Raw genomic sequence first — 22,962 nt, 5'->3', positions numbered from 1 at the left:
TTTCAGGGTTTTTTTGTTTATAAAAGGTTACGAAAACGTTTCTTTAAAAGATATGGCGCTAATTTTTTAATTTTTAATTGGTTGTGTCATTTTTTTCTTTTAATATTGTCGAGAAATCAAATGTTTCAAATCAAAATTTTTAATAAAGTTTTGTTAAACAGTTTTTTTTTATATTTTTACCAAACTATGAAAATTGCTCCAAAAAATACCTACCTTTCAGTTTTAGCTGCTTTTGTAAGCGGAGGTCTATATGCTCAAGATCCACCACCACCACCTACACCTGTTGGTCCAGGTTTCCCGATAAATGAAAATGTAGTGGTGTTAGTAGTAGCAGGTGTAGTTTTAGCTGCAGTTTATTTTTATAGAAGTAAAAAAGCTTTAATTAAATAGTATTTAGTTTTCAAGATATAAAAACAAAAAAGCTCCCTTATGGGAGCTTTTTTTATTTCTTAGAAGTTGCTTCTAGATTTCTTTCTATTGTATGTCCAGGTCTAGACCATTTTGGTTTTTCACCAAGAGCTTCAAATTGTGAATCACAAGCTTCAACTGTTTCAGGTTGCATTTTCTTAATGAAAGGTTTTTGAGGTTGTAATCCTAACATTTCAAACATTTTCATGTCTTCATTAACATCTGGATTTGGAGTTGTTAGAAGTTTATCTCCTGCAAAAATTGAATTAGCACCAGCAAAAAAGCACATAGCTTGACCTTCACGAGTCATGTTAGTGCGCCCTGCAGATAATCTAACTTGAGTTTCTGGCATTACAATTCTGGTTGTAGCTACCATTCGAATCATTTCCCAAATTTCAACAGGTTTTTCTTCTTCAAGAGGTGTGCCTTCAACTGCCACTAGTGCATTAATAGGAACTGATTCTGGTTGAGGGTTTAGTGTTGAAAGCGCAACAAGCATTCCGGCTCTATCTTCAACGCTTTCTCCCATTCCTATAATACCTCCACTACAAACTGTTACATTAGTTTTTCTAACATTGTCGATTGTTTGTAAACGATCTTCAAAACCACGTGTAGAAATCACTTCTTTATAGTATTCTTCAGATGTATCTAAATTATGATTATAGGCATATAATCCAGCTTCGGCTAATCTTTTAGCTTGATTTTCAGTAAGCATTCCTAAGGTACAACAAACTTCCATATCAAGTTTGTTTATTGTTCTTACCATTTCAAGTACTTGATCAAATTCAGGTCCGTCCTTAACATTTCTCCATGCGGCACCCATACAAACTCTTGATGATCCTGAAGATTTAGCTCTTAAAGCTTGTGCTTTCACTTGTTGAACGCTCATTAAGTCATTGCCTTCGATGTCTGTATGATAGCGAGCAGCTTGTGGACAATATCCACAGTCTTCTGGGCATCCACCAGTTTTTATAGAAAGTAGTGTTGAAACTTGAACAACATTAGGGTCATGATGTTCTCTGTGTATTGAGGCAGCTTCAAATAATAAATCCATTAAAGGTTTATTGTAAATAGCTATAATTTCTTCTTTAGTCCAGTTATTTCTTGTGATACTCATAGTATGCTTTTTGTAATAATGGTCAAAAATACGGATTTAGATTTATTATTATGGGAAGTGTAAAAAAAAATGCCTTTGGATACCAAAAGCATTTTTCTAATTTTTTTATTTTTCAATAACCTTTGATGGGTCTGTCTTTCCAATACTGCATTAAAGTGAATGTAATGATTATCGACGAAGCTATTCCTTCAAATAGTAATCCAATACAATATTGATACATTGAAGGCTCTCCACCTCCAAACAAGAAATTTTTAGATAGATTTGCCAGATAGGCATTTCCTCCTTTCATGGATATATATGCTAATAATCCAGCAACACTAAGAGCTACTCCTATTAAAGAGGTCAATGATCCAGATATAATATTTTCTAAATATTCTGTTTTTCCTTCTTTATAATTTGATTTTATGGTTTTATTGATAAAGTAAACCACAATAAAAATATTAAGAAGTCTTAGTAAAAACACATCCGAAAGTCCAAGCAATTCCATAAAGAGGAAATAGATGCCTATACTGATGAAAATCAAAATACCGTTGTTTAATTCTTTTGAGATATTCATAACTTTTAATTTTAATTAGACAATTAGTTAAAAGCAATCTAGAGTACTCTCAAATTTAATTAATAAAATACTGAAAAACAAATAATTAACAAGAATATGGCGATTAGTATTCTTTGTTGAAGAATTTCATGGTTTTGTTTTTGTCTTTTTTTAATTGCTCTTTTAGGTCTTCTAAAGAGTTGAATTTTTGTTCATCTCTTATAAATTCTAAAGTGTAAATGGTGATTTGTTTGTGGTACAAATCTTCGTCTAAATTTAAAAAATGCACTTCTATTGATAGAGAATTACCTTCAACAGTTGGTCTGTAGCCTATGTTCATCATTCCGTTGTGCTGCTTTTTATCCCATTCTCCTTTTACTATATATACACCAGTTTTAGGTATTATTTTTTGTGAATTTTGGATTTTTATGTTAGCTGTTGGAAACTCGATTGTTCGGCCTAATTGTTTTCCTTGAGTTACTTCCCCTGAGAAAAAGAAATCATACCCTAAATATGAATTGGCAAGGGAGATATTTCCGTTTAAGATTGCATTTCTAATTTTAGTTGAGCTTATGGTTATGTCATTTATTTCTTCTGCAGAAATTTGCTCAACATCAAAATGATATTTTTTTCCAAAATAAATTAAATCATGGATGTCTGAAGATCTGTTTTTACCAAAACGATGATCATAACCAATAATTATTTTTTGAATATTTAGTTTGTCTACCAAAATATTTTTAACAAACTCTTCACCAGATAATTCAGAGATAGATTCAAAATCTAAAATCACTAAATTGTCCAGTCCAAGGTTTTCTAATAACTTTATTTTTTCATCTGTAGTGTTTAAGAGGCATATATTTTTATCTTGGTTGAGGACAGATCTAGGATGTTCAGAAAAAGTAACTACAGTACTTTCAATATTTTCAGCTTTAGAGCTTTTTAATAATCTGTCTATAATTTTTTTGTGTCCCAAATGGACTCCATCAAAAGTGCCAATGGTTAAGATTGTTCTTTTTGAAGAACTGAACTCAGTTTCAGAAGTAAATACTTTCAAAATAAATTAAATAAAAGCAAAATTAAGTTTTTTAATAATTGCTTGAGATTTAGGCTTTAGGTTTTTTCGAAATCCTTTTAATTTAACAAAATAAATTAAGAAAGTTTTAAAAAAATGTTACTTTTGTGTGCTAATCAAATTTATAATTATGAAAAAACAATTACTTCTGGCAATTGGATTTCTTTTTTCTTTAAGTCAAGCTTCTGCACAAACAGATAGGTTTTGGACTGAATACAAAGGATCAGGAGTTGAAGTTGCCAAGCAGATTTCTCGAGAAGACTTTCCTAAACAGTTTAAATTGTTTAGTGTTAATGTTGATCAAATGAGACAGGTGTTATTTTCTGCTCAAGACAGATTCGTTTCTAAACAAGGTAAAATAATTTCTTTACCTAATTCTGATGGGGGGTTAGAACAGTTTGAAATGTTTGAAGCGTCAAACTTTGATGCGGAATTGCAAGCTCAGTTTCCAGATATTAGGGCTTATGTTGGTAAAGGAATTAATGATAAATATGCTCAAATTCGTCTGAGTGTGTCACCCAAAGGATTAGATGCTACAATTTTTAGAGCAGGAAAGGACACTGAATTATTAGAACAATATTCTAATGATGGTAAGGTTTATGCTATTTACACATCAAAATCCCAAGGCGCTAGAGAGTTCAAATGTGGAACAGTGGAGAATTCTTTGCAAGCTCAAATGTCTGATAAGAATGGTATTTCTGCTAAATCGAATGACAGAAAATGGCATGTTTTTAGACTAGCCATGTCTTGTACAGGAGAATATGCTGCTTTTCATGGAGGTACCACAGCTTTAGTTTTAGCGGCTTTTAATAATACTATGTCAAGAGTTAATGGAGTTTTTGAAAAAGAATTCGGAATTCACATGAATTTAGTTGCCTCAACAACAAATGTTATTTATTTAAATGCTGGAACAGATCCTTATGGAGATACGGATGCAAACTATAATACAGATTTGCAAGATGCTTTAACAATAAATGTTGGTGATGCAAATTATGATATAGGTCATTTAGTTTCTGCTATTGGAAATAATGGTAATGCTGGATGTATTGGATGTGTTTGCGGAACCGCTGATACAACTACAGCTCCTTGGACAGGAGTTGGAGCAGGTAAGGGTAGTGGATATACAACAAGTACTGCTCCTATTGGAGATAATTTTGATATTGATTTTGTTGCTCATGAAATGGGTCACCAATTTGGAGCAAATCATACGTTTACATTTAGCGGTGAAAATAATACTGTGAATGTTGAACCAGGTTCAGGTTCTTCTATTATGGGTTATGCAGGTATAACAGGTGCCTATGATGTTCAGCCTCATTCAGATGATTATTTTACCTACAGATCTATAAATCAAGTTCAAACTAATATGACAACTAAAACTTGTCAAACTACAACAAATGTTGCAAATTTACCTCCAGTTGTTACTCCGGGAGCTAATTTAACATTGCCTATTGGAACACCATTTTATTTAACTGGTTCAATAACTGATCCTAATGGTAATCCAGTAACATATTGTTGGGAACAAAATGATGACGCTACAACTGTTGGGGGAAATGCAGGTTTTGTTTTGTCTAGTAAAAACAACGGGCCTAATTTTAGATCATATGCTCCAACTACATCTCCGGTTAGATATTTTCCTTCGCTAAGTGCCTTAGCGAGTAATAGAACAACTTTTGAGGTTGTGCCAACAATAGCAAGAACCCTAAATTTTGCATTAACAGGTAGAGATAATGTTGTAGGTCAATACCAAACGAGTACAGCTACTATGTCTGTAACTTTTGATGCTACGAGAGGACCATTAGATGTTACTTCTCAAAACACTGATGGAATTTCATGGTTACAAAATTCAACTCAAACTATTACATGGACAGTTAATAATACTAATTTGATGGCTGGCGCGGCTAATGTTGATATTTTGCTATCAACAGATGGAGGTTTGACATACCCTATTGTTTTATTAGCTAACACACTAAACGACGGTTCACAAGCAATTACAGTACCAAATATTGCTGCTACAGACTGTAGAATTATGGTAAAAGCTTCTGGTAATGTTTTCTTTGATGTAAATAGGAAGCCTATTGCTATTGGATATACAGTTACAAATACATGTAATACATACACCAATAATGGCTCTATTGATATTCCTGACGGATCAGGAACAACAGGGCCAATTCCAGGGGGTTATGCATTAAGAACGGTTAATGTGCCAGTAACTTACAACATTACTGATGTAAACGTAAATGTTGCTGTGACTCATACTTATATTAATGATTTAGCTATTGAATTAGCACATCCTGATGCAACTAGTTTATGGTTGTGGTTGGATTTCTGTGCGTCTCAAAATAATTTTAATATTACTTTTGATGATAATAACCCAATCCCTGTTTGTACAGGAGGATCAAATGCTACTGGTCCTTCAGGAGTTTCTTATGCGCCTTATGATAAGTTATCTGTTTTGAATGGTAAACCAGCTAATGGTACTTGGACATTAGGAGCAAGGGATCTTTATTCAGGAGATACTGGAAGTGTTACAAATTTTGCAGTTACTGTTTGTTCTCAAACTTTGACATTATCTAATCCTGATTTTGAATTTGAAGATTTTAATTTATATCCAAACCCTAATAAAGGGGAGTTTACAATTAAGTTTACTTCTTCAACAGCAAATGATATTAAAGTAGTAGCTCACGATTTGAGAGGTCGTCAAGTATATGAAAAATCTTTTGTAAATACAGGAGCAATTAATCAATCGGTTTCTTTAAATAATGTTGAATCAGGAATTTATTTAGTTTCTATAATCGATGGAGCTAAGAAAACTGTTAAGCGTGTTATTATAGAATAATCTTTTTGATAATAATTAAAAAAGGCAAATTCTGTTGAATTTGCCTTTTTTTGTGCTTATTTTTTCATTTTGATTTTACGGCTTTACTCATAAAATACATTTCTCAATTAAATTTATTGCCACATTTGTAATATTATTCGCTATACTTTTTTGATTATCAATTTTTTAATTTTGTATTGTGGAAATATTTTTTAACTTGGTGTTTATTAACCCTAAATCATGATGTAAATGAGAAAAAAACTACTTCTATTATTTATTTTGTCTTTTGGTTTCGTCAATGCTCAATCCGATGGATTTTGGAAAAAATGTGATGTTTCTAAAAATAAAATAGTCGCTAATAAGTTTGTTAAAAGACCAAACTTTCCTGAAAAATTCGACTTATATGTATTAAATACAGAGTCATTAAGAAATGCTTTGTTTGCTAGTTTAAATGGCAAAAATTCAAAAAAAAATATTATTTCAATACCTAATACCGAAGGTCAAATAGAAGAATTTGAAGTTTTTGAAGCTTCAAATTTTGATAATCAATTGCAGGCTAGATTTCCTGAAATTAGGGCTTTTTCGGGAAAAGGTATTACAGATAGGACTGCTACTTTAAAATTAAGTCTCTCTCCTCAAGGTATACAGACAATGATTACGAGAGCTGATAAACCTAGTCAATTTATTGAACCATATTCAGAAGATAATTCTATTTATTTTGTTTATAGTAAATCAGGCAAGCCTCTAGATAATTGGAAATGTAGTACAATTGAAAAGGAAATGATAGACAATATTGATTTTGAAATTAGTAAAAATTCAAATCAAGGAAAATCGAGTGGTGCAATTTTAAGAACATTAAGATTAGCTCAATCAGTAACTGCAGAATATTCAAATTATTTTGGTGCTACAAGTGCTGCCCAAGTCGGTTTAGTTTTATCAGCAATTAATGCTACGCTTACTAGATGTAATGGAGTATATGAAAAAGACTTAGGTTTGCATTTAAACTTGATTAATGAATCAACAAATGTAATATTTTACAATGCTTCTACTGATCCATATTCTGCATCAGGTACAGGAGCTGGAGGTGCTTGGAGTACAGAATTGCAAAGTACATTAAATACTATGTTGTCTGTACCTGCTCAACCACAATCTGTTAATGATGCATTATACGACATTGGTCATCTTTTTGGACGTGATGGTGGTGGGGGAAGTGCTGGATGTATTGGTTGTGCATGTGGTACAATTAATCCTGCAGCGTCTTGGACTTATATGGGTAGCGGAAAAGGAAGTGGTTTTACATCACCCGGAAGTGGACCTCCAGTTGGAGATAATTTTGATATTGATTATGTTGCACATGAGGTTGGACATCAGCTAGGTATGAATCATTCTTTTACACATTCTGCACAAGTTCTAGCTGCTCAAAAAGAAGTTGGCTCTGGAGTTACAATTATGGGTTATGCAGGGATTACTAGTTATGATGTTGCACCACATTCGATAGATATTTATCATCCATATAATATTTGGCAATTTGAAGAGAATTTTTCAAATAAGCCTTGTACTCAAGTACAAGATATTTCTGCAAATAACGTTGCTCCAGTAGCTAATGCAGGAAATGATTATGTTATTCCAATTAGTACTCCTTTTCTTTTAGAGGGTTCAGCTACTGATGCTAATGGTGATGGACTAACTTATCATTGGGATCAAAATGATGGGATTACTGGTTCCGGCCAGACAGGTGCAAGCTCACCAGCTAGTGCTACTAAAACGATTGGTCCAAATTTTAGAAGTTGGCTTCCTTCATCTTCTCCAATAAGATATTTTCCTGCTTTGACTTCAATCATAAATAATTCAAATACAACTAGTGGGACAGGAAATGAGATCATTACAGTTGAAGCATTAAGTTCAGTGGCTAGAGATTTAAATTTTCGTTTGACAGTTAGAGATAATGCTCCGTATAGTTCTTCTACTCCAGAGGTAGCACAAACTCATTATGATGATATGAAGGTGACTGTTAGTTCTGCTGCTGGGCCTTTTGCGGTAACAGTACCAAGTTCAGCAGGTTTGTCTTATAATGTTGGAACAAATCAAACAGTGACTTGGAATGTTGCATCTACCAATGCTGGAGCTGTTAATACTCCTTACGTTGATATTTATTTATTTGTGGATAATACGCTTACAAACGGAATTTTGTTGGCAAGTAAAGTACCTAATGATGGTTCAGAAGTAGTTACTATTCCTAATAATGTTGGAACAACTCACAGAATCATGGTTAGAGGTAATGGTAATATTTTCTTTGACATTTCTAATAATAACTTTGCTATAACTGCGCCTGCATCATCATTTGCAGTCGCTTTTAACGGTTTGGTGGGAGAACAAAATAAAGGAGTTTGTCAAGGTGTTAATGTTGTAAATTATACATTTAATTATACAACTTTAAATGGTTTTTCAGGAACTACTAATTTCACGGCAACTGGAGTTCCAGCAGGAACAACAGTAAGTTTTACTCCTACTTCGAGAACTACTTCTGGACCAGTTACTATGACTGTAAATACAACTGGAACTACTCCGTCAGGATTAGCAAACATATTGGTAAATGCTACTTCTGGGTCAACAACTAAAACTGTTCCATTTTATTTAGATGTTGCAGGAGCTCCTGCATCGGCTACTTTGTCTACTCCTGCTAATAATGCAAATGCGCAAGATGTTACAGTTAATTTAACTTGGATTGCAGGAGCAAATACAAACTCTTACGATATAGAAGTGGCTACTGATAGTGGTTTTACTAATATAATTTCATCTGGTTCATCTGTTACTACAAATTATACAGTTAGTGGATTGTCTCAGGCTACAGATTATTATTGGAGAGTAAGACCTAAAAATGCAGGTTGTTCAGGTGCTTTTGGATCTGCTTTTAAATTTACTACTGGTATTGTGAATTGTTCTAACTTGAGTAATAATACTGTCCAAGTAATTGCATCAAATGGGAAACCAACAATTACTTCTACAATTACTGTACCTTCTGGATTTACAATTAATGATTTGAATTTAGGATTGAATATTACACACACTGTAATAAGTGATCTTATAATATCATTAGCTAGCCCATCTGGTACATCTGTAACTGTTTTTAATCAAACTTGCGGAAGTAATGATAATATTAATGCTACTTTTGATGATGGTGGTACAGCTCTGGTTTGCGGGACTAATCCAGCAGTCAGCGGAACAGTAATTCCATTAAATCCTTTATCAGTATTCAATGGCCAAAGTTCTACTGGAACATGGACTTTAACAGTAAAAGATAATGATGCTGCATCAGGAGGTGGAGGTTCTTTGAATAGTTGGAGTTTAAATATTTGTAATATTCAAGTAGCTACTTTAGCTAATAATGAATTTGAATTTTCAAGCTTAAAAGTTTATCCAAACCCTAACAAAGGAAACTTTGTAATAGAATTGAATTCAGAAGGTAGTAAAGAAATAAAAGTAAATGTTTTTGATATGAGTGGACGACAAATATTTGCTAAAAACTTTGCTAATAATGGAGCTTTCAATCAAAGTATAAATTTAGAAAACGCTCAATCTGGAGTTTATTTAGTTTCTATTTCTGATGGAACTAAAAAAACAGTAAAAAGGGTTGTTGTAGAATAGTTTATAATGAATATCATAAAAATAAAAGGGAAGCTTCTAGCTTCCCTTTTATTTTCCATTAAAGTCACTCATTGTATTTCCTAATCCAGATAGTGCAAATGATTGAATTGCTTTTATTGACATTTCTAATCGTTCGGGAAGCTTTATTTTTTCATCTTCATCCCATTCTCCAAGCACATAATCGACTTGTTTTCCCTTTTTGAAATCATCACTTATGCCAAATCGAAATCTTGGATAATCAGCTGTGTTTAATGTTTGCTGAATACTTTTTAATCCATTGTGACCTCCATCAGATCCTTTAGGTTTTATTCTAATAGTGCCAAAGGGTAAGTTTAAATCATCAGTAATTACAAGTATATTCTCTTTTGCTATTTTTTCTTTCTCCATCCAATATTGAACAGCTTTACCGCTAAGATTCATGTAGGTGTTGGGTTTAAGAAGTAGAAGTGTTCTTCCTTTAACTTTATATTCAGCTAGAGCTCCTAGTTTTACAGTTTGAAAATCCAGTGATTCTTGTTTTGCTAAAAAGTCCAAAACTTTAAATCCAATGTTGTGACGAGTGTTTGCATATTCGGCTCCAATATTACCTAGGCCAACTATTAAAAATTTCTTCATGTTTATTTCTGTTGTTTCTGTTTTGTTAGTAAACAGATTTTTGATCCAATTAATCATTGGGCAAAAATAACTTAAATTTTAATCATAAAAAAAGCACCTCGACTGAGGTGCTTTTGTATAGAGTGTAAGAAAATTATTTTTTCTTTTTTGCTCCTTTTTCTGCTTTCGCAGCTTCTTGAGCAGCTTTCATTGCAGCACGAGAAATTCTTACTTGACAAACTACAGTGTTGTCTGGGTGTAAAAATTTGTACTTGTCTGATGCTAATTTAGTAATGTATAATTTATTACCCATTTCTAATGCAGAAATGTCAGCATCAATATAATCAGGTAAATTAGCTGGTAAAGCTTTTACTTTTAATTTACGTTGGTTTAAACGTAAAACACCTCCTAATAATACACCTGGAGAAGTTCCAACAACTCTAACTGGGATTTCCATAGTTACTTCTTTGTTATCAAATAATTGATAGAAGTCAATGTGTAAAATTTTGTCAGTTACAGGGTGTACTTGGATGTCTTGTAAAACTGCATTGAAAGATTTACCGTTTGCTAACTCAATCACAACTGTGTGTGCGTTTGGAGTGTAAACCAAGTTTTTGAATGCTTTTTCTTCTGCTGAGAAATGCACTGGTTGATCTCCTCCGTATAATACGCAAGGAACCGCTCCAGCATTACGTAAGGCTTTAGTAGCAACTTTGCCCACGCTTTCTCTTTCTGATCCTTTAATTGTAATCGATTTCATTTTTAAAAAATATAGTTATTAAATATTTTACTTATTTTAAGCATAAAATTTTTGATTTTATGCGAATGAGCTGGCAAATGTACGATTAATTATTTAATCGCTTGCCTTTACATTAAAAATTTTCCACTTATGGAATTGTTGTGATGCACCATGTGCATAACTTCTGCAAAAAGTGGTGCGCAACTCACTACTTTTATTTTGTTTGATTCTTTCTTTAATGGAATAGAATCTGTAACAATTAATTCACTCAATTTTGAGTTTTCTATTTTTTCGTAAGCACTACCAGATAAAATAGCATGTGTACAAATAGCACGTACACTTAAAGCTCCTTTTTCTATCATTAAATCAGCCGCTTTAGCTAATGTGCCTCCTGTGTCAATCATGTCGTCTACAAGAATTACGTGCCTTCCTTTTACTTCGCCAATTAATTCCATTGATTCAATTACGTTTGCAGCTTTCCTTTGTTTGTAACAAATTACTACATCCGATTCTAAAAATTTAGAATAAGCATACGCTCTTTTTGAACCACCCATGTCAGGAGATGCAATTGTTAAGTTTTCTAAACCTAAGCTTTTTACATATGGTAAGAAAATTGTTGACGCAAACAAGTGATCTACCGGTTTTTCGAAGAAACCTTGAATTTGATCAGCATGTAAATCCATGGTCATAATTCGGGTAGCTCCAGCGCTTTCCAATAATTTTGCAACTAGTTTAGCTCCAATTGGTACTCTTGGCTTGTCTTTTCTGTCTTGACGAGCCCATCCAAAATAAGGAATAACCGCTGTTATATGTCTTGCAGAAGCTCTTTTAGCAGCGTCTATCATTAATAGCAATTCCATTAAGTTGTCAGAACTTGGGAATGTTGAACAAACAATAAATACTCTCAATCCGCGGATTGACTCTTCATAAGACGGCTGAAATTCACCATCACTATATTGCGAGAACGTTACTTTGCCTAATGTAACACCGTATTTTTCGGCGATTTTTTCAGCTAGGTAAACACTTTGTGAACAGGCAAAAATTTTTGCTTCGGGTTCTAGGTGTGGCATTAATATGTTGTTTTTTATTCCGCTACGCTTTATACAATTCGCTCTACTGTTTGTTTAAAGCTTTATGCGTTATAAGCGTCTCGGATGTAGTTAGTTATGTGTTGTGCGTTTTTAACGCGGTGCAAATTTAGGAATTAAATTCATGCTTGAAAGATATTTTTGAACTATTTTTTATGAATTTTGGAAAAAATAATTACATTTGCAGCCACGATACTGAAACGAAAATCAGCTTCTTTGCCCGGATGGCGGAATTGGTAGACGCGCACGACTCAAACTCGTGTACTTAGGTGTGTGGGTTCGATTCCCACTCCGGGTACTAACCTCTCAGAAATGAGAGGTTTTTTATTTTTAGACAGCTTTAATAATATAAGTCACGATCCCCCAAATACTGATTTGATTTTCTTCTGTGATTTTTATGGGTTGGTAGTTTTTGTTTTCTGGAAGTAAGAACAAGTAATCTTTTTCCAATTTGATTCTTTTTACTGTAAACTCACCATCAACTAAACATACTGCGATTTTATTGTCTCTTGGTTCTAGGCTTCGGTCAACTACTAATATGTCTTTGTCATTGATTCCTGCATCTATCATAGAATTACCATTTACTTTTACATAAAATGTTGCCAAAGGATTTTTAGATAGTTCTTTATTGAGGTCGATATTGCTTTCTGTGAAATCTGCAGCAGGAGAGGGAAATCCGGCAGAAACGCCTCCGCTTATGTATGGAGCAGATTTATCACTTTCAAAATCTGGATTTAGAAAGGTCAGTTTGTTTGTATCTTTTATTGACATTTGATCTCTAGAATTTGATTAAAATCTGTGGTATATTTTGGCGATAAATGGTTTTGATTCATATCCCAAGTTTTCTCTAAATTTTGATTGCCTAATTTTATTTTACGTCCGCCAATTTTAGCATTAAGAGAATCAATAGTCTCCATCAATCGCAAGTGCTTTGGGTTTTCATCTTCGAATAGATGAAATTGTTTGCTGTTTTCAGGAATGAGTCCGCTTACTATTACGCCAGCTTTTTTGAACTTGATACCATTATTGCCTTCATAAAGTTTTTTTAAAATAGACAAAGCAGTGTTTACAATCGTTAAAGTCGAATTAGTTGCAAAGGGCAAACTAATAGCACTATTAAAATAATACTTGTTAGATTCATATTTATGTTTGTCAACGACAAGCATAACAATAATGGTATAACAGCAAGACTTTTGTTTGCGTAGTTTTTCGGCACAAACTGTAGCAAATGTTGAGACGCGCTCTTTTAGTAAATCATAGTCAGAAATCTGCTTTGGGAAACTACGAGTAATGGCAATACTCTTTTTTTGTTCTGATATAGGTTCTAATGTTAAAACAGATTTTCCTTCAAGCTCTTGTTTTAATCGTAAACCGGTTACTCCCATTTCTTTTCTTATCCAAGCCTCATGTTCTGGCAAGGTAAAGTCGTAGGCAGTTTTAATATTGCGGAGTTTGGCTTTTTTAGTAAGGCGATAGCCAATGCCCCAAACGTCTTCAATTTTAGTCCATTTTAAGGCTTTGATTCGACTTTCTTCGGTATTAATTATATAAGATCCTTTAGTTCTTTCAGGAAATTTTCGAGCAATTTTGTTAGCTACTTTTGAAAGTGCTTTAGTCTCTGCAAAACCAACTGAAATAGGTATGCCTAACCATTGTAAAACCCTAGACTTCATTTGCAATCCATAATCTTGGAAATCGTTTATGTTTAGACCATCAAAATTCATGAAAGCTTCGTCTATGCTGTAAATTTCTATGTTGGGAGAAAATTGTTCTAGAATTTGCATTACTCGATTGCTTAAATCGCCGTATAAAGGATAATTTGAAGAAAAGACAGTAACATTTTTAGTTTTCAACTCTTCGCGAACCTTAAATTCTGGAGCTCCCATCGGGATTCCAAGTGCTTTTGCTTCGTCACTCCTAGAAATAATACAGCCATCGTTATTGGATAAAACCACAATAGGCTTTCCAATCAATTTTGGTTGAAAAACGCGTTCGCAGGATGCGTAAAAATTATTGCAATCGACTAAAGCATACATGTTGCAAAGGTACTTATTATGCTTTTTATGATTTGATTTAAGAAGTTAATTTTTGATTGGGGTTAATAAAAAATCCGGCTTAAAACCGGATTTCATTTATAAATTATTTGCTATCGCATTTGCTAGATCTTGAAATTCTTCAGGAGTTAGTTTTACCTTGTTGTGGAATCGCGCATCGTCCATCATGTTTAGAGGAATTAGGTGAACGTGAGCATGTGGTACTTCAAGTCCAATAACAGTCATTCCTATTCTTTTGCAAGGCACCGTTTTTTCTAATGCAATGGCAATCTTTTTTGAGAAAGCCATTAGACCTAAATACAATTCATCTTCTATATCAAAAATTTTGTCGATCTCTTTTTTAGGAATACATAAAGCATGTCCTTTTACATTGGGATTAACATCTAAAAAAGCCAAAAAATCATCAGTTTCGGCAATTTTATAACAAGGAATTTCCCCGTTTACGATTTTAGTGAAAATAGAAGGCATTGAGTTGATTTTAGGTTTAGTCTCTTGTTATTTCTAGAACTTCAAATTTAAGAATTCCGTTAGGAACTTGAATTTCGGCAATATCACCAACAGATTTGCCTAATAAACCTTTTCCTATAGGAGAAGTAACCGATATTTTTCCTGTTTTTAGATCAGCTTCGCTTTCAGCTACCAATTGATATGATAATTCCATACCATTAGTTTGGTTTTTAATTTTCACATGTGATAAAACTAATGCTTTTGAAGTGTCTAGCTGAGATTCGTCAATTAAACGAGCATTAGCATAAAGCTCTTCCATTTTAGCAATTTTCATTTCCAAAAGACCTTGAGCTTCTTTTGCAGCATCATATTCTGCATTTTCAGATAAATCTCCTTTGTCTCTTGCTTCTGCAATTGCTTGTGATGCTTTTGGGCGTTCTATACTTTTTAATTGTTCTAGTTCGTCTTTTAATTTCTTTAATCCTGCGGCTGTATAATAAGATACTGTACTCATAACGTCATTTTTATAAAATAGAAAAAATCCCATCGGGACGGGATTTCTTCATACAAAGATATAATTTTTATTTTAATTTATAATTTAACCCTAAATAGGTGCGTTTACAAAGTTAATTAAATTAAATTTGTTACAGCAAGTTATTAGCTTTTTTAAAATGAAACAAATTATCGCCTTAATTATTACTTTATTATTAGTTTCTTGTGATAAAGACAAGCCTGTAAATAATAATCAATATTTGCAGAATGTAAGTTTTTCAAAAGAAATTAATACAAATTTACCACAATATAATTCGTTGAAATTTCCAGGAAACTCTATGGTAATTACAGATGCAGGAGCAGGAATACAAGGTATTATTATAGTGGCTGCTGGTACAAGCGATTATCGAGCTTGGGAGGCAAGTTGTCCTAATCAATATCCAGTTGCTTGTTCTCGGTTAACAATTGAAGGAGGTTATGCCAAGTGCTCATGTGAAAATTCTAAGTACAGTATTTATATTGGAAGTGGAGAAAATGGTGAGCAATATCCTTTGAAGCAATACAGGACAGAAATATTGGGAGATGTAATAAGAGTTTATAATTAAAAAGAGGAGCAATTGCTCCTCTTTTTGTATTAAAATAAAAGTGTTAAACCGGCTAATATATTTGCACCTGCTTGAGGATAATAACCTGCTCCTTCAATGGTCGTAATTGCAGGAGGGTTAGACCATGTATCGTCATAGGTGTAAAAATACCCGTTTGAAGTGTATTTTCTATTAAAGATGTTGTTAGCTACTGCTGAAATAATAATTGATTTGAAAACTTTCTTAGGTTTGATTTCGTAACTAGCACTAAAATCATTCACAAAATAATCATTTAAAACAGATGATCTTGCATCAATATTACCCATGTATTGTTTTCCAACAAATTTGGAAAGCAATGAAACTTGCAATGGTTGTATAGGGTTAAAAGTTAAAATATTTCCAGCTACAATTTCTGGAGAGTAAGAAATATTAGTTTCTCCTAAGTTTTGTAAATTTCCATCTCTTTGAAAATAGAAATCAACATTTTTGTTTTTACTTAATGTAATATTTGGTTGAATTGACCATTTTTGATGCAAAATAATTTTTGCATCAACTTCAACTCCTAGTCGGTAGCTTTTACCTATGTTTTCACGAATTGGTGCTCCTACATCATCTAGTCCTCCTGTTAAGATTAACTGATTTTGATAAAGCATATAATATCCATTTACATTAAGCTTTATTTTATTTGAATTAAAACGCCATCCTAATTCAAAATCGTCTAATGTTTCAGGGCGAGGACTTCCGTTTTCGTAATCAGTTCTATTAGGCTCGCGGTTTGCTCTTGCAAATGAATAGTAGATTGTGTTTTTTTCATTAGGAGAGAAGCTTACACCTGCTTTTGGATTGAAAAAATTAAAGTTATCTTGGACAATATCGGCTTGAACTCCGTTGGCTTTATAGTTAACATTTCTTCCTTGAAGGTCTACGTATAGGTTTAATTTTTTGAAGAATGTATAAGTAGCTTTTAAGAATACGTTAGCATCAGTTTTAATTCCGTAGTCGTCATAATATTTGTCTCCTAATTCGCTTGTCGAAGCATATCTGGCCCAAATAACTTTTCCAAAATGAGAACCTTCATATTTGTTTGCACCTCCACCTAGAATTACTGATAGCTTTTCATTAGTATAATTTAATGAAAATGTAGTTCCGTAAAAATCATTATCTAACCATTTTTGGCGAACTAAATCGGTAGTGGTTTGTCCAGCAGTTGGTGTTAATCCATAATCTTCAAAGGCCTCATCTTCTTTATAGTTTTCGTAGAACCCTTTTCCTTTAGTGTAGTGAATGGCTAAGTTGGTGCTAAATGTTTTCGAAAAAGTTTCATTCCAATGCAATTGAGCATGATTTTGCTTGTAATTGTCAACTTCGTTGTCATAATAACGAGTATTGCCAAATTCATCAGTATAAATACCAGCTGAGTTAAATGTTCTGTCATTTTCTAATTGAGTTGCATCTACACCATTCCATGATTGGTAAGTAATCTCATGCCCTCCAAAAATTAATGCTTTAATTCTAGTAGTTTTTGAATTGAAATTTCCTTGTAAAAAGTAAGATTTTAGGTTAGAAGAAGCTCTGTCAACATAACCGTCAGAGTTTATTTTAGAAAGTCTTCCTAAAACTTCAAAATGATCATTTAATAATCCAGTGTTGAATTTAATAGTGTGTTTGTGTGTGTTAAAACTTCCATATGAATTTGAAATTTCACCACCTGCTTTACCGCTTGTGTTTTCTGTTAAAACGTTTAAGCTTGCGCCAAAAGCTCCAGATCCATTTGTAGAGGTTCCAACTCCTCTTTGTAATTGAATGCTTTCTGCAGACGATGCAAAATCGGGCATGTTAACCCAATAAGTGCCATGACTTTCAGAATCATTGTAAGGAATTCCGTTAATAGTTACGTTTACACGTGTTGCATCGCTCCCACGAACTCTAATTCCTGTGTAACCAACTCCGTTTCCTGCATCGGTTGTTGTAACTACCGAAGGGAGGTAGTTCATTAAAACAGGTATATCCTGTCCTAGATTACGTTTAGCAATTTCCTTTTTAGAAAAATTACTGAAAGAGATTGGAGTTTTTTCGTTGGCACGTATAGCTTGTACCATGACTTCTTCTAAGGAATTAACTTTTACCGAATCCTTTGTAGATTCTTGAGCAAAAGAACTTCCAGAATTTAATAGCAATATTGCTATAATAAGTGTTTTGAATAAAGTTTTCATTCGTAAATGTTTACGAATAAAAGGGGTAATTATTCTTTTTTAATAAATTGATAATGAATTTCTCGACAATAACCACTTCTAGTTAGTGTCTTATCCCTAAACAGCATTACCTGTTCTAGGTTCATTGGGTATAATCTCAGCTCGTTATTTAGAGCACCCCTTTGAGACGGCGCAAATTTAATTAAAAGAAAACAGAAAATGCAAAATATAATTCGCGAAATGCAATTAAGAAAGAAACCTCTTACAGGTTAGTATTTCTTTAATTCAAAAGTAGTTCCATCAAAAACACCATAGGTGAAATAACCAATCCAATCGCCTAGATTAATGTATTTTGAGGATTCATTTAACTGAATTTCCATTGGTAAATGACGGTGTCCAAATACAAAATAATCATAGTGTTTAGACTGCAATTTTAATTTGGCATATTGTACCAACCACTCGTTTTCTTCACCTAGAAATTTTACATCTTCATCACCCGAAATCAATTTGTTTTTTACAGAAAGATATTGAGCTAATTTTACTCCAACATCAGGATGTAGCCATCTGAATAACCATTTCGAAAAAGGATTGGTAAATACTTTTTTCATTCGTTTATAGCCTTTGTCACCAGGACCTAAACCATCTCCATGGCCAATTAAAAAGGTTTTGTTGTTAAAAGTAAATTCTTTTGTAGTATGATAGACAGGAATATTTAGTTCCATTTGAAAGTAATCGTCCATCCATAAATCGTGATTTCCAACAAAAAAGTAAACAGGAATGCCACTATCTCTAATTTCGGCTAGTTTACCCAAAACTCTAACGAAGCCTTTTGGAACAACCGTTTTGTATTCAAACCAAAAATCGAATAAATCACCTAACAAAAAAATAGCTTCTGCATCTTTTTTTACTTCATCCAGCCAGGCTACAAATTTTTGTTCGCGTGGGAAACTAGCTTCAGGTGTTGGAGCACCTAAATGTTGGTCGCTGGCGAAATATATTTTTGTATTAGAGGATGTATTCATTGGTCAAAATTTCGACAAAGATACTATTAATTGAAAAACTAAGCATGATGCTTTTTTAAAGAAGCATAAGCAACAATGGTACTCATAAGCATTCCAACTCCGCCCACAATAAACGGTGCTCCAGCAAATTCAAAAGGAGCTTCATTGTGTGTAAAATAGTAGAACACAGTAGACATTAAAGGCGGACCAATAATTGCAGCAGCGCTAACTAAACTGGTTAATGTTCCTTGTATTTCGCCTTGTTCATTTGCAGGAACTTGTGAAGCTATTACAGCTTGTAAAGCTGGTCCAGCAATTCCGCCTAGACAGTAGGGGATTAAAAAAGCAAACATCATCCAACTTTGTGTCGCGAAACCAAAAAGAAACATGCCCAAGGTATACAATGCCATACCTACATAGATACTTTTTACATTCCCTAGCTTTGGATTTATCCATCGAATAAGACCTCCTTGTACTAAAGCTACTAATAAACCTACAACACCAAGAGAAATACCAACCATGGTTTCGTCCCATTTGAATTGGTACATGGTAAAATAACTCCAATTACTTTGTACAGCATGTGAAGCCGTATGAAGTAGGAAAACAGCAGCAACCAAACCTATTAAACTTGGATATTTTTTTAAATGTATAAATGATCCAATAGGATTTGCGCGCTTAATATCGAATTCTCTTCTATTTTTTTTAGATAATGATTCTGGAAGAATAAAGTAACCATATAAAAAGTTGAACAAGCAAAGTATTGCTGCTGCATAAAAAGGAACCCTAGCGCCATATTGTCCAAGTAACCCTCCAAGTACAGGGCCAATAATGAAACCAAGCCCAAACGCAGCACCAATCATCCCGAAGTTTTTTGCTCTGTTTTCGTTATTACTAATATCACCAATGTAAGCTGCTGCAGTTGTAATACTCGCTCCTGTAATACCAGCAATAATTCGACCTATAAAGAGCCAGGTGATAGTAGGGGCAAAAGCGAGTAGTAAATAATCCAAGCTAAAACCAAACAAGGAAAGTAACAGAACTGGCCTTCTTCCAAATTTATCGCTTAAGTTTCCAACTAATGGGGAAAAAAGAAATTGAGTAATGGCATAGGCAAATGTTAACCAACCTCCATATTTGGCCGCTTCACTTATATCGCCATGAATCAGTTCTTGGATTAATTTTGGAACCACCGGAATGATGATTCCTAATCCAATAACATCAATTAATAATGTGATAAATATAAAACCTATAGCGGCTTGTTTTTGATTTTTTTTCATGATGATTTGTTGTTGGGCGTGACCCTTTGGGTCGGGCTTTTCGCTGTATCTTTTTTAGAACATTTCGAAAACCTCAATGTTCTAAAAAAGGATGTCGCTTCAATCCCTCACGCTGTGTTACAAATAAACAAAAATCTAATATGTCTATGATTTTTTTTTGAATAAAAGTAGTGTTAATTTTTTGTCTATATTTGTCGATCCTAAAATTGGATTTTATGAAAAAACAACTACTTATCTTTTTCTTTTTTTTAAGTTTTAATGCTATTTATGCACAGATATTTACAGGAAATGTAATGTTTCAGAATCCCAATTGTCCTGGTGAGCCTAGTGGGTTAATACATGTAAACGCTACAGGAGGAGTTCCGCCTTATACTTTTTCGGTAATGCAAAATGGTGGACCAATGTATGGACCAACTTCAAATAGTGTGTTTACTAATTTATTTGCAGGAGTTTATACCGTAAATGCTTTCGATAGTAGTGTGCCACAACAAATGTTTAGTATGAATGTGATTATAACAGAACCAGCTCCGTTGTATTTTACAGTTGCTGTAGAGGGGCATACAGTTACAGTCTCGGTTGTGAATAGCGGTAACTATCAGTATTCTTTAGACAATGGCCCAAGTCAAAGTTCAAATATATTTACTAATGTTTCTGTGGGAATGCACCAAATAACTGTTGTGAATGAAAATGGGTGTGTGCTTTTACAGAATATAACGGTTGATCCATTATTAGAATTGTCTGTAACGAGCAATTATGTCGATTATAATAACGATGGTTTTACCAATGTGGGCGATGTGATTGCTTATCAATTTACAGTTACAAATAACGAAAATGCACCCATCACCAACCTGACACTTTCGGGTAACGATCTAACCATTAACGGTTCTCTGGCAACGCTAAATCCGAGTGCTTCAGACGCAACAACCTTTACAGGAACACACGTTATCACACAACAGGATATAAATAACGGTTGGTTTTCAACTAATGTTGCTGCAAACGGAACATATGATGGCAATTTGTATTCAATTGCTGTAATAGATGAGGAAGCATTATCAATTACCGATGGAATTAAGCTAAATGCATTTGTTGATACAAACACAAACGGAATTCAGGACGGGGGAGAGCAAAATTTTACACTTGGAAACTTTCAGTGCCAAATGAATAATAATGGGATTAATCACATTATAACGGCTTCATCAGGAGTGCATTATATTTATGAAACCAACCCTGCAAACATGTATAATGTAAGTTATTCGATTGGTAATGTTAATCCGTTGCAATATAGTTTAGGTACTTCTTCTTATAATAATGTTTCAGTAGCAACAGGTTCTGGAGTTACAACCTATAATTTTCCTGTAACAGTATTGGATCATAAAGATTTGGAAGTTGCTGTTTTTCCAAATGGCGCACCACCACGACCAGGATTTACATATACAAACCGTTTGATGTATAAAAACAACGGAAACCAAACCATAGATTCAGGAACATTAACTTTTATTAAAGATAATGCGGTTACGATTACAGGTATTTCTCAATCTGGAACGGTTTCAGGGACAAACGGTTTTACTTATAATTTCACTAATTTACTACCTGGAGAAGTTAGATATATTGATGTAATAATGCAGGTACCAACTATTCCAACAGTTGCATTAGGTCAGACAATTACTAATAATTTTTTGGCTACCATTTCGGGAACAGATATAAATACATCAAACAATGCTAGTAGTTTGACTCAAACTATTGTTGGTTCTTACGATCCTAATGATAAAATCGAATCGCATGGTGGAAAAATATTACATTCATCTTTTACTTCAAATGATTATTTAACCTATACAATTCAATTTGAAAATACCGGAACAGCAAACGCTGTAAATGTTAGAGTGAATGATGTTTTAGATTCTAAACTTGATGAAACTACGGTAAGAATGATTAATGCCAGTCATGATTATGCACTTGATAGGGTTGGGAATAATTTAAATTGGAAATTTAATGGAATTGAGCTTGAACCTTCGGTGGCTAATACAGCTATAGGAAAAGGATATGTTACTTTCCAAATAAAACCAAAGCCAGGTTATGCTATTGGAGATATTATTCCTAATACAGCGAGCATTTATTTTGATTTTAATCCTGCTATTGTTACCAATACTTTTAATACTGAATTTGTGTCAACTTTAAGTGTAGCTAATTTTGAAAGTGAAAGTTTTGCAGTATATCCAAATCCTACAATTGGAGTTTTAACAATTTTATCAAAAAACAGTAGTAGATCTATTAATAATGTAGTTGTTAGTGATGTTCTTGGAAAAACAGTTCAAACTAATTCTTTCAATTCATCAAAAGTTGTTTTGGATTTGTCAGGCTTAAATAGTGGAGTTTACTTTGTTAAAGTACAATCTGAAGGAGTGGAAAAAGTATTGAAAATTGTAAAACAATAATTTTATAATTTGAATAAGAAAAACCGCTAGATTTCTAGCGGTTTTTTTATGGCTAATTTTTTAAAGTTGTCTCTTTTGACCATCAAGCATGTAAATCCAAATCATTCTAGATAATCTGAAGTTGAACGTACTCCACACTATGGCGAGTAAAGCGATTAAACCAACGATAGTAAGAAAACTGTCAATGAATTGGTGGGCAATCAAAAAGAATATGACCATCTCAGCAACTAATAGAGCATAGCTTACAAACATGGAGCCAAAGAAATAGCCTGGTTCTTTTTCAAACTTATAATTACAATGTGAACAATTCGTGTGCATCTTAGGTAATTGAAAAAGGAAGATGTTTCCTTTTTTAGTAAAAACCTGTCCCTGATGACATTTTGGACATTTTTCTTGGATAATATTTAAGAAAGTTGACATAGTTTTTTTTAAGTAAAGTTAGTGTGGGTTGAGGGTTGTACTATTGTTAA

The 22,962-nt window shown here is 33.3% G+C and carries 18 protein-coding genes, 1 tRNA gene and 1 pseudogene; 6 read left to right on the top strand and 14 right to left on the bottom strand.

Annotated features, from left to right (window positions below; genetic code table 11):
* Positions 1-186 precede the first annotated feature (186 nt).
* The gene (locus BUC09_RS00740) at positions 187-390 is read left to right on the top strand and encodes a hypothetical protein (RefSeq protein WP_234972508.1); all 204 of its coding nucleotides are present in this window, start codon (positions 187-189) and stop codon (positions 388-390) included.
* A gap of 52 nt (positions 391-442) precedes the next feature.
* Here the strand turns inward: BUC09_RS00740 and bioB are convergent, their stop codons facing one another.
* From bioB to BUC09_RS00725, 3 genes are all read right to left on the bottom strand, one after another.
* Positions 443-1,525, bottom strand: coding sequence for a biotin synthase BioB (gene bioB, locus BUC09_RS00735; protein WP_073307711.1), 1,083 nt, complete (start codon positions 1,523-1,525; stop codon positions 443-445).
* Between the two features lie 112 nt (positions 1,526-1,637).
* Positions 1,638-2,081: a hypothetical protein gene (locus tag BUC09_RS00730; RefSeq protein WP_073307710.1), complete on the bottom strand. Its 444-nt coding sequence runs from the start codon at positions 2,079-2,081 to the stop codon at positions 1,638-1,640.
* A gap of 103 nt (positions 2,082-2,184) precedes the next feature.
* Positions 2,185-3,114 carry a bifunctional riboflavin kinase/FAD synthetase gene (locus BUC09_RS00725; protein WP_073307708.1) on the bottom strand — a complete coding sequence of 310 codons (930 nt, stop codon included), beginning with the start codon at positions 3,112-3,114 and terminating at the stop codon, positions 2,185-2,187.
* A gap of 148 nt (positions 3,115-3,262) precedes the next feature.
* Here BUC09_RS00725 and BUC09_RS00720 point away from each other — a divergent pair, with 148 nt between their 5' ends.
* Both BUC09_RS00720 and BUC09_RS00715 read left to right on the top strand, forming a co-directional pair.
* A complete protein-coding gene (locus BUC09_RS00720) occupies positions 3,263-5,968 on the top strand; it encodes a zinc-dependent metalloprotease (protein ID WP_073307706.1) in 2,706 nt (901 codons plus the stop codon).
* Between the two features lie 228 nt (positions 5,969-6,196).
* Positions 6,197-9,592, top strand: a complete 3,396-nt coding sequence (locus tag BUC09_RS00715) for a zinc-dependent metalloprotease (RefSeq protein ID WP_073307704.1) — start codon at positions 6,197-6,199, stop codon at positions 9,590-9,592.
* 48 nt (positions 9,593-9,640) lie between these two features.
* Here BUC09_RS00715 and pth read toward each other — a convergent pair whose 3' ends face one another.
* The 3 genes from pth to BUC09_RS00700 form a co-directional block, all read right to left on the bottom strand.
* Entirely contained in the window at positions 9,641-10,207 is a 567-nt protein-coding gene (gene pth / locus BUC09_RS00710; protein WP_073308996.1) for an aminoacyl-tRNA hydrolase, read from the bottom strand.
* Between the two features lie 133 nt (positions 10,208-10,340).
* Entirely contained in the window at positions 10,341-10,946 is a 606-nt protein-coding gene (locus tag BUC09_RS00705) for a 50S ribosomal protein L25/general stress protein Ctc (RefSeq protein WP_073307702.1), read from the bottom strand.
* 107 nt (positions 10,947-11,053) lie between these two features.
* The gene (locus BUC09_RS00700; protein ID WP_073307700.1) at positions 11,054-11,995 is read right to left on the bottom strand and encodes a ribose-phosphate pyrophosphokinase; all 942 of its coding nucleotides are present in this window, start codon (positions 11,993-11,995) and stop codon (positions 11,054-11,056) included.
* Positions 11,996-12,231: 236 nt separating this feature from the next.
* Here BUC09_RS00700 and BUC09_RS00695 point away from each other — a divergent pair.
* Positions 12,232-12,311, top strand: a tRNA-Leu gene (locus tag BUC09_RS00695).
* Between the two features lie 32 nt (positions 12,312-12,343).
* On the opposite strand, the gene BUC09_RS00690 is transcribed toward BUC09_RS00695, so the two are convergent.
* From BUC09_RS00690 to greA, 4 genes are all read right to left on the bottom strand, one after another.
* Positions 12,344-12,784 carry a LexA family protein gene (locus BUC09_RS00690; protein WP_073307698.1) on the bottom strand — a complete coding sequence of 147 codons (441 nt, stop codon included), beginning with the start codon at positions 12,782-12,784 and terminating at the stop codon, positions 12,344-12,346.
* Positions 12,775-14,049 carry a Y-family DNA polymerase gene (locus tag BUC09_RS00685; RefSeq protein WP_073307697.1) on the bottom strand — a complete coding sequence of 425 codons (1,275 nt, stop codon included), beginning with the start codon at positions 14,047-14,049 and terminating at the stop codon, positions 12,775-12,777. Before BUC09_RS00685 ends, BUC09_RS00690 begins: the two co-directional genes overlap by 10 nt.
* Before the next feature lie 96 nt (positions 14,050-14,145).
* Positions 14,146-14,535, bottom strand: a complete 390-nt coding sequence (locus BUC09_RS00680; protein ID WP_073307696.1) for an HIT family protein — start codon at positions 14,533-14,535, stop codon at positions 14,146-14,148.
* A 16-nt stretch (positions 14,536-14,551) separates the two neighbouring features.
* Entirely contained in the window at positions 14,552-15,028 is a 477-nt protein-coding gene (greA, locus tag BUC09_RS00675) for a transcription elongation factor GreA (protein ID WP_073308994.1), read from the bottom strand.
* Between the two features lie 157 nt (positions 15,029-15,185).
* Between greA and BUC09_RS00670 the strand changes: the two genes are divergently transcribed.
* Positions 15,186-15,611 (top strand): Rieske (2Fe-2S) protein, encoded by a 426-nt coding sequence (locus BUC09_RS00670; protein WP_073307695.1) that lies wholly within the window; start codon positions 15,186-15,188, stop codon positions 15,609-15,611.
* 29 nt (positions 15,612-15,640) lie between these two features.
* Here BUC09_RS00670 and BUC09_RS00665 read toward each other — a convergent pair whose 3' ends face one another.
* The 3 genes and pseudogenes from BUC09_RS00665 to BUC09_RS00655 form a co-directional block, all read right to left on the bottom strand.
* Entirely contained in the window at positions 15,641-17,803 is a 2,163-nt protein-coding gene (locus BUC09_RS00665; protein ID WP_073307694.1) for a TonB-dependent receptor, read from the bottom strand.
* A gap of 248 nt (positions 17,804-18,051) precedes the next feature.
* Complete coding sequence (locus BUC09_RS00660; RefSeq protein WP_073307693.1) at positions 18,052-18,804, bottom strand: UDP-2,3-diacylglucosamine diphosphatase; 753 nt, start codon at positions 18,802-18,804, stop codon at positions 18,052-18,054.
* Positions 18,805-18,842: 38 nt separating this feature from the next.
* Positions 18,843-20,081, bottom strand: a pseudogene (locus BUC09_RS00655) (TCR/Tet family MFS transporter); the annotation flags it as partial.
* A gap of 194 nt (positions 20,082-20,275) precedes the next feature.
* Between BUC09_RS00655 and BUC09_RS00650 the strand changes: the two are divergent.
* On the top strand, positions 20,276-22,492 hold the full coding sequence (locus tag BUC09_RS00650) for a T9SS type A sorting domain-containing protein (RefSeq protein WP_073307689.1): 2,217 nt from the start codon (positions 20,276-20,278) through the stop codon (positions 22,490-22,492).
* Between the two features lie 60 nt (positions 22,493-22,552).
* Here the strand turns inward: BUC09_RS00650 and BUC09_RS00645 are convergent, their stop codons facing one another.
* Positions 22,553-22,912, bottom strand: a complete 360-nt coding sequence (locus BUC09_RS00645; RefSeq protein ID WP_073307687.1) for a DnaJ-like cysteine-rich domain-containing protein — start codon at positions 22,910-22,912, stop codon at positions 22,553-22,555.
* Positions 22,913-22,962 lie beyond the last annotated feature (50 nt).

This window comes from Flavobacterium terrae, from assembly GCF_900142035.1.
Taxonomy (GTDB): domain Bacteria; phylum Bacteroidota; class Bacteroidia; order Flavobacteriales; family Flavobacteriaceae; genus Flavobacterium; species Flavobacterium terrae.
The sequence above is the reverse complement of the archived record's forward strand: the minus strand, read 5'-3'. Positions and strand labels throughout refer to the sequence as shown.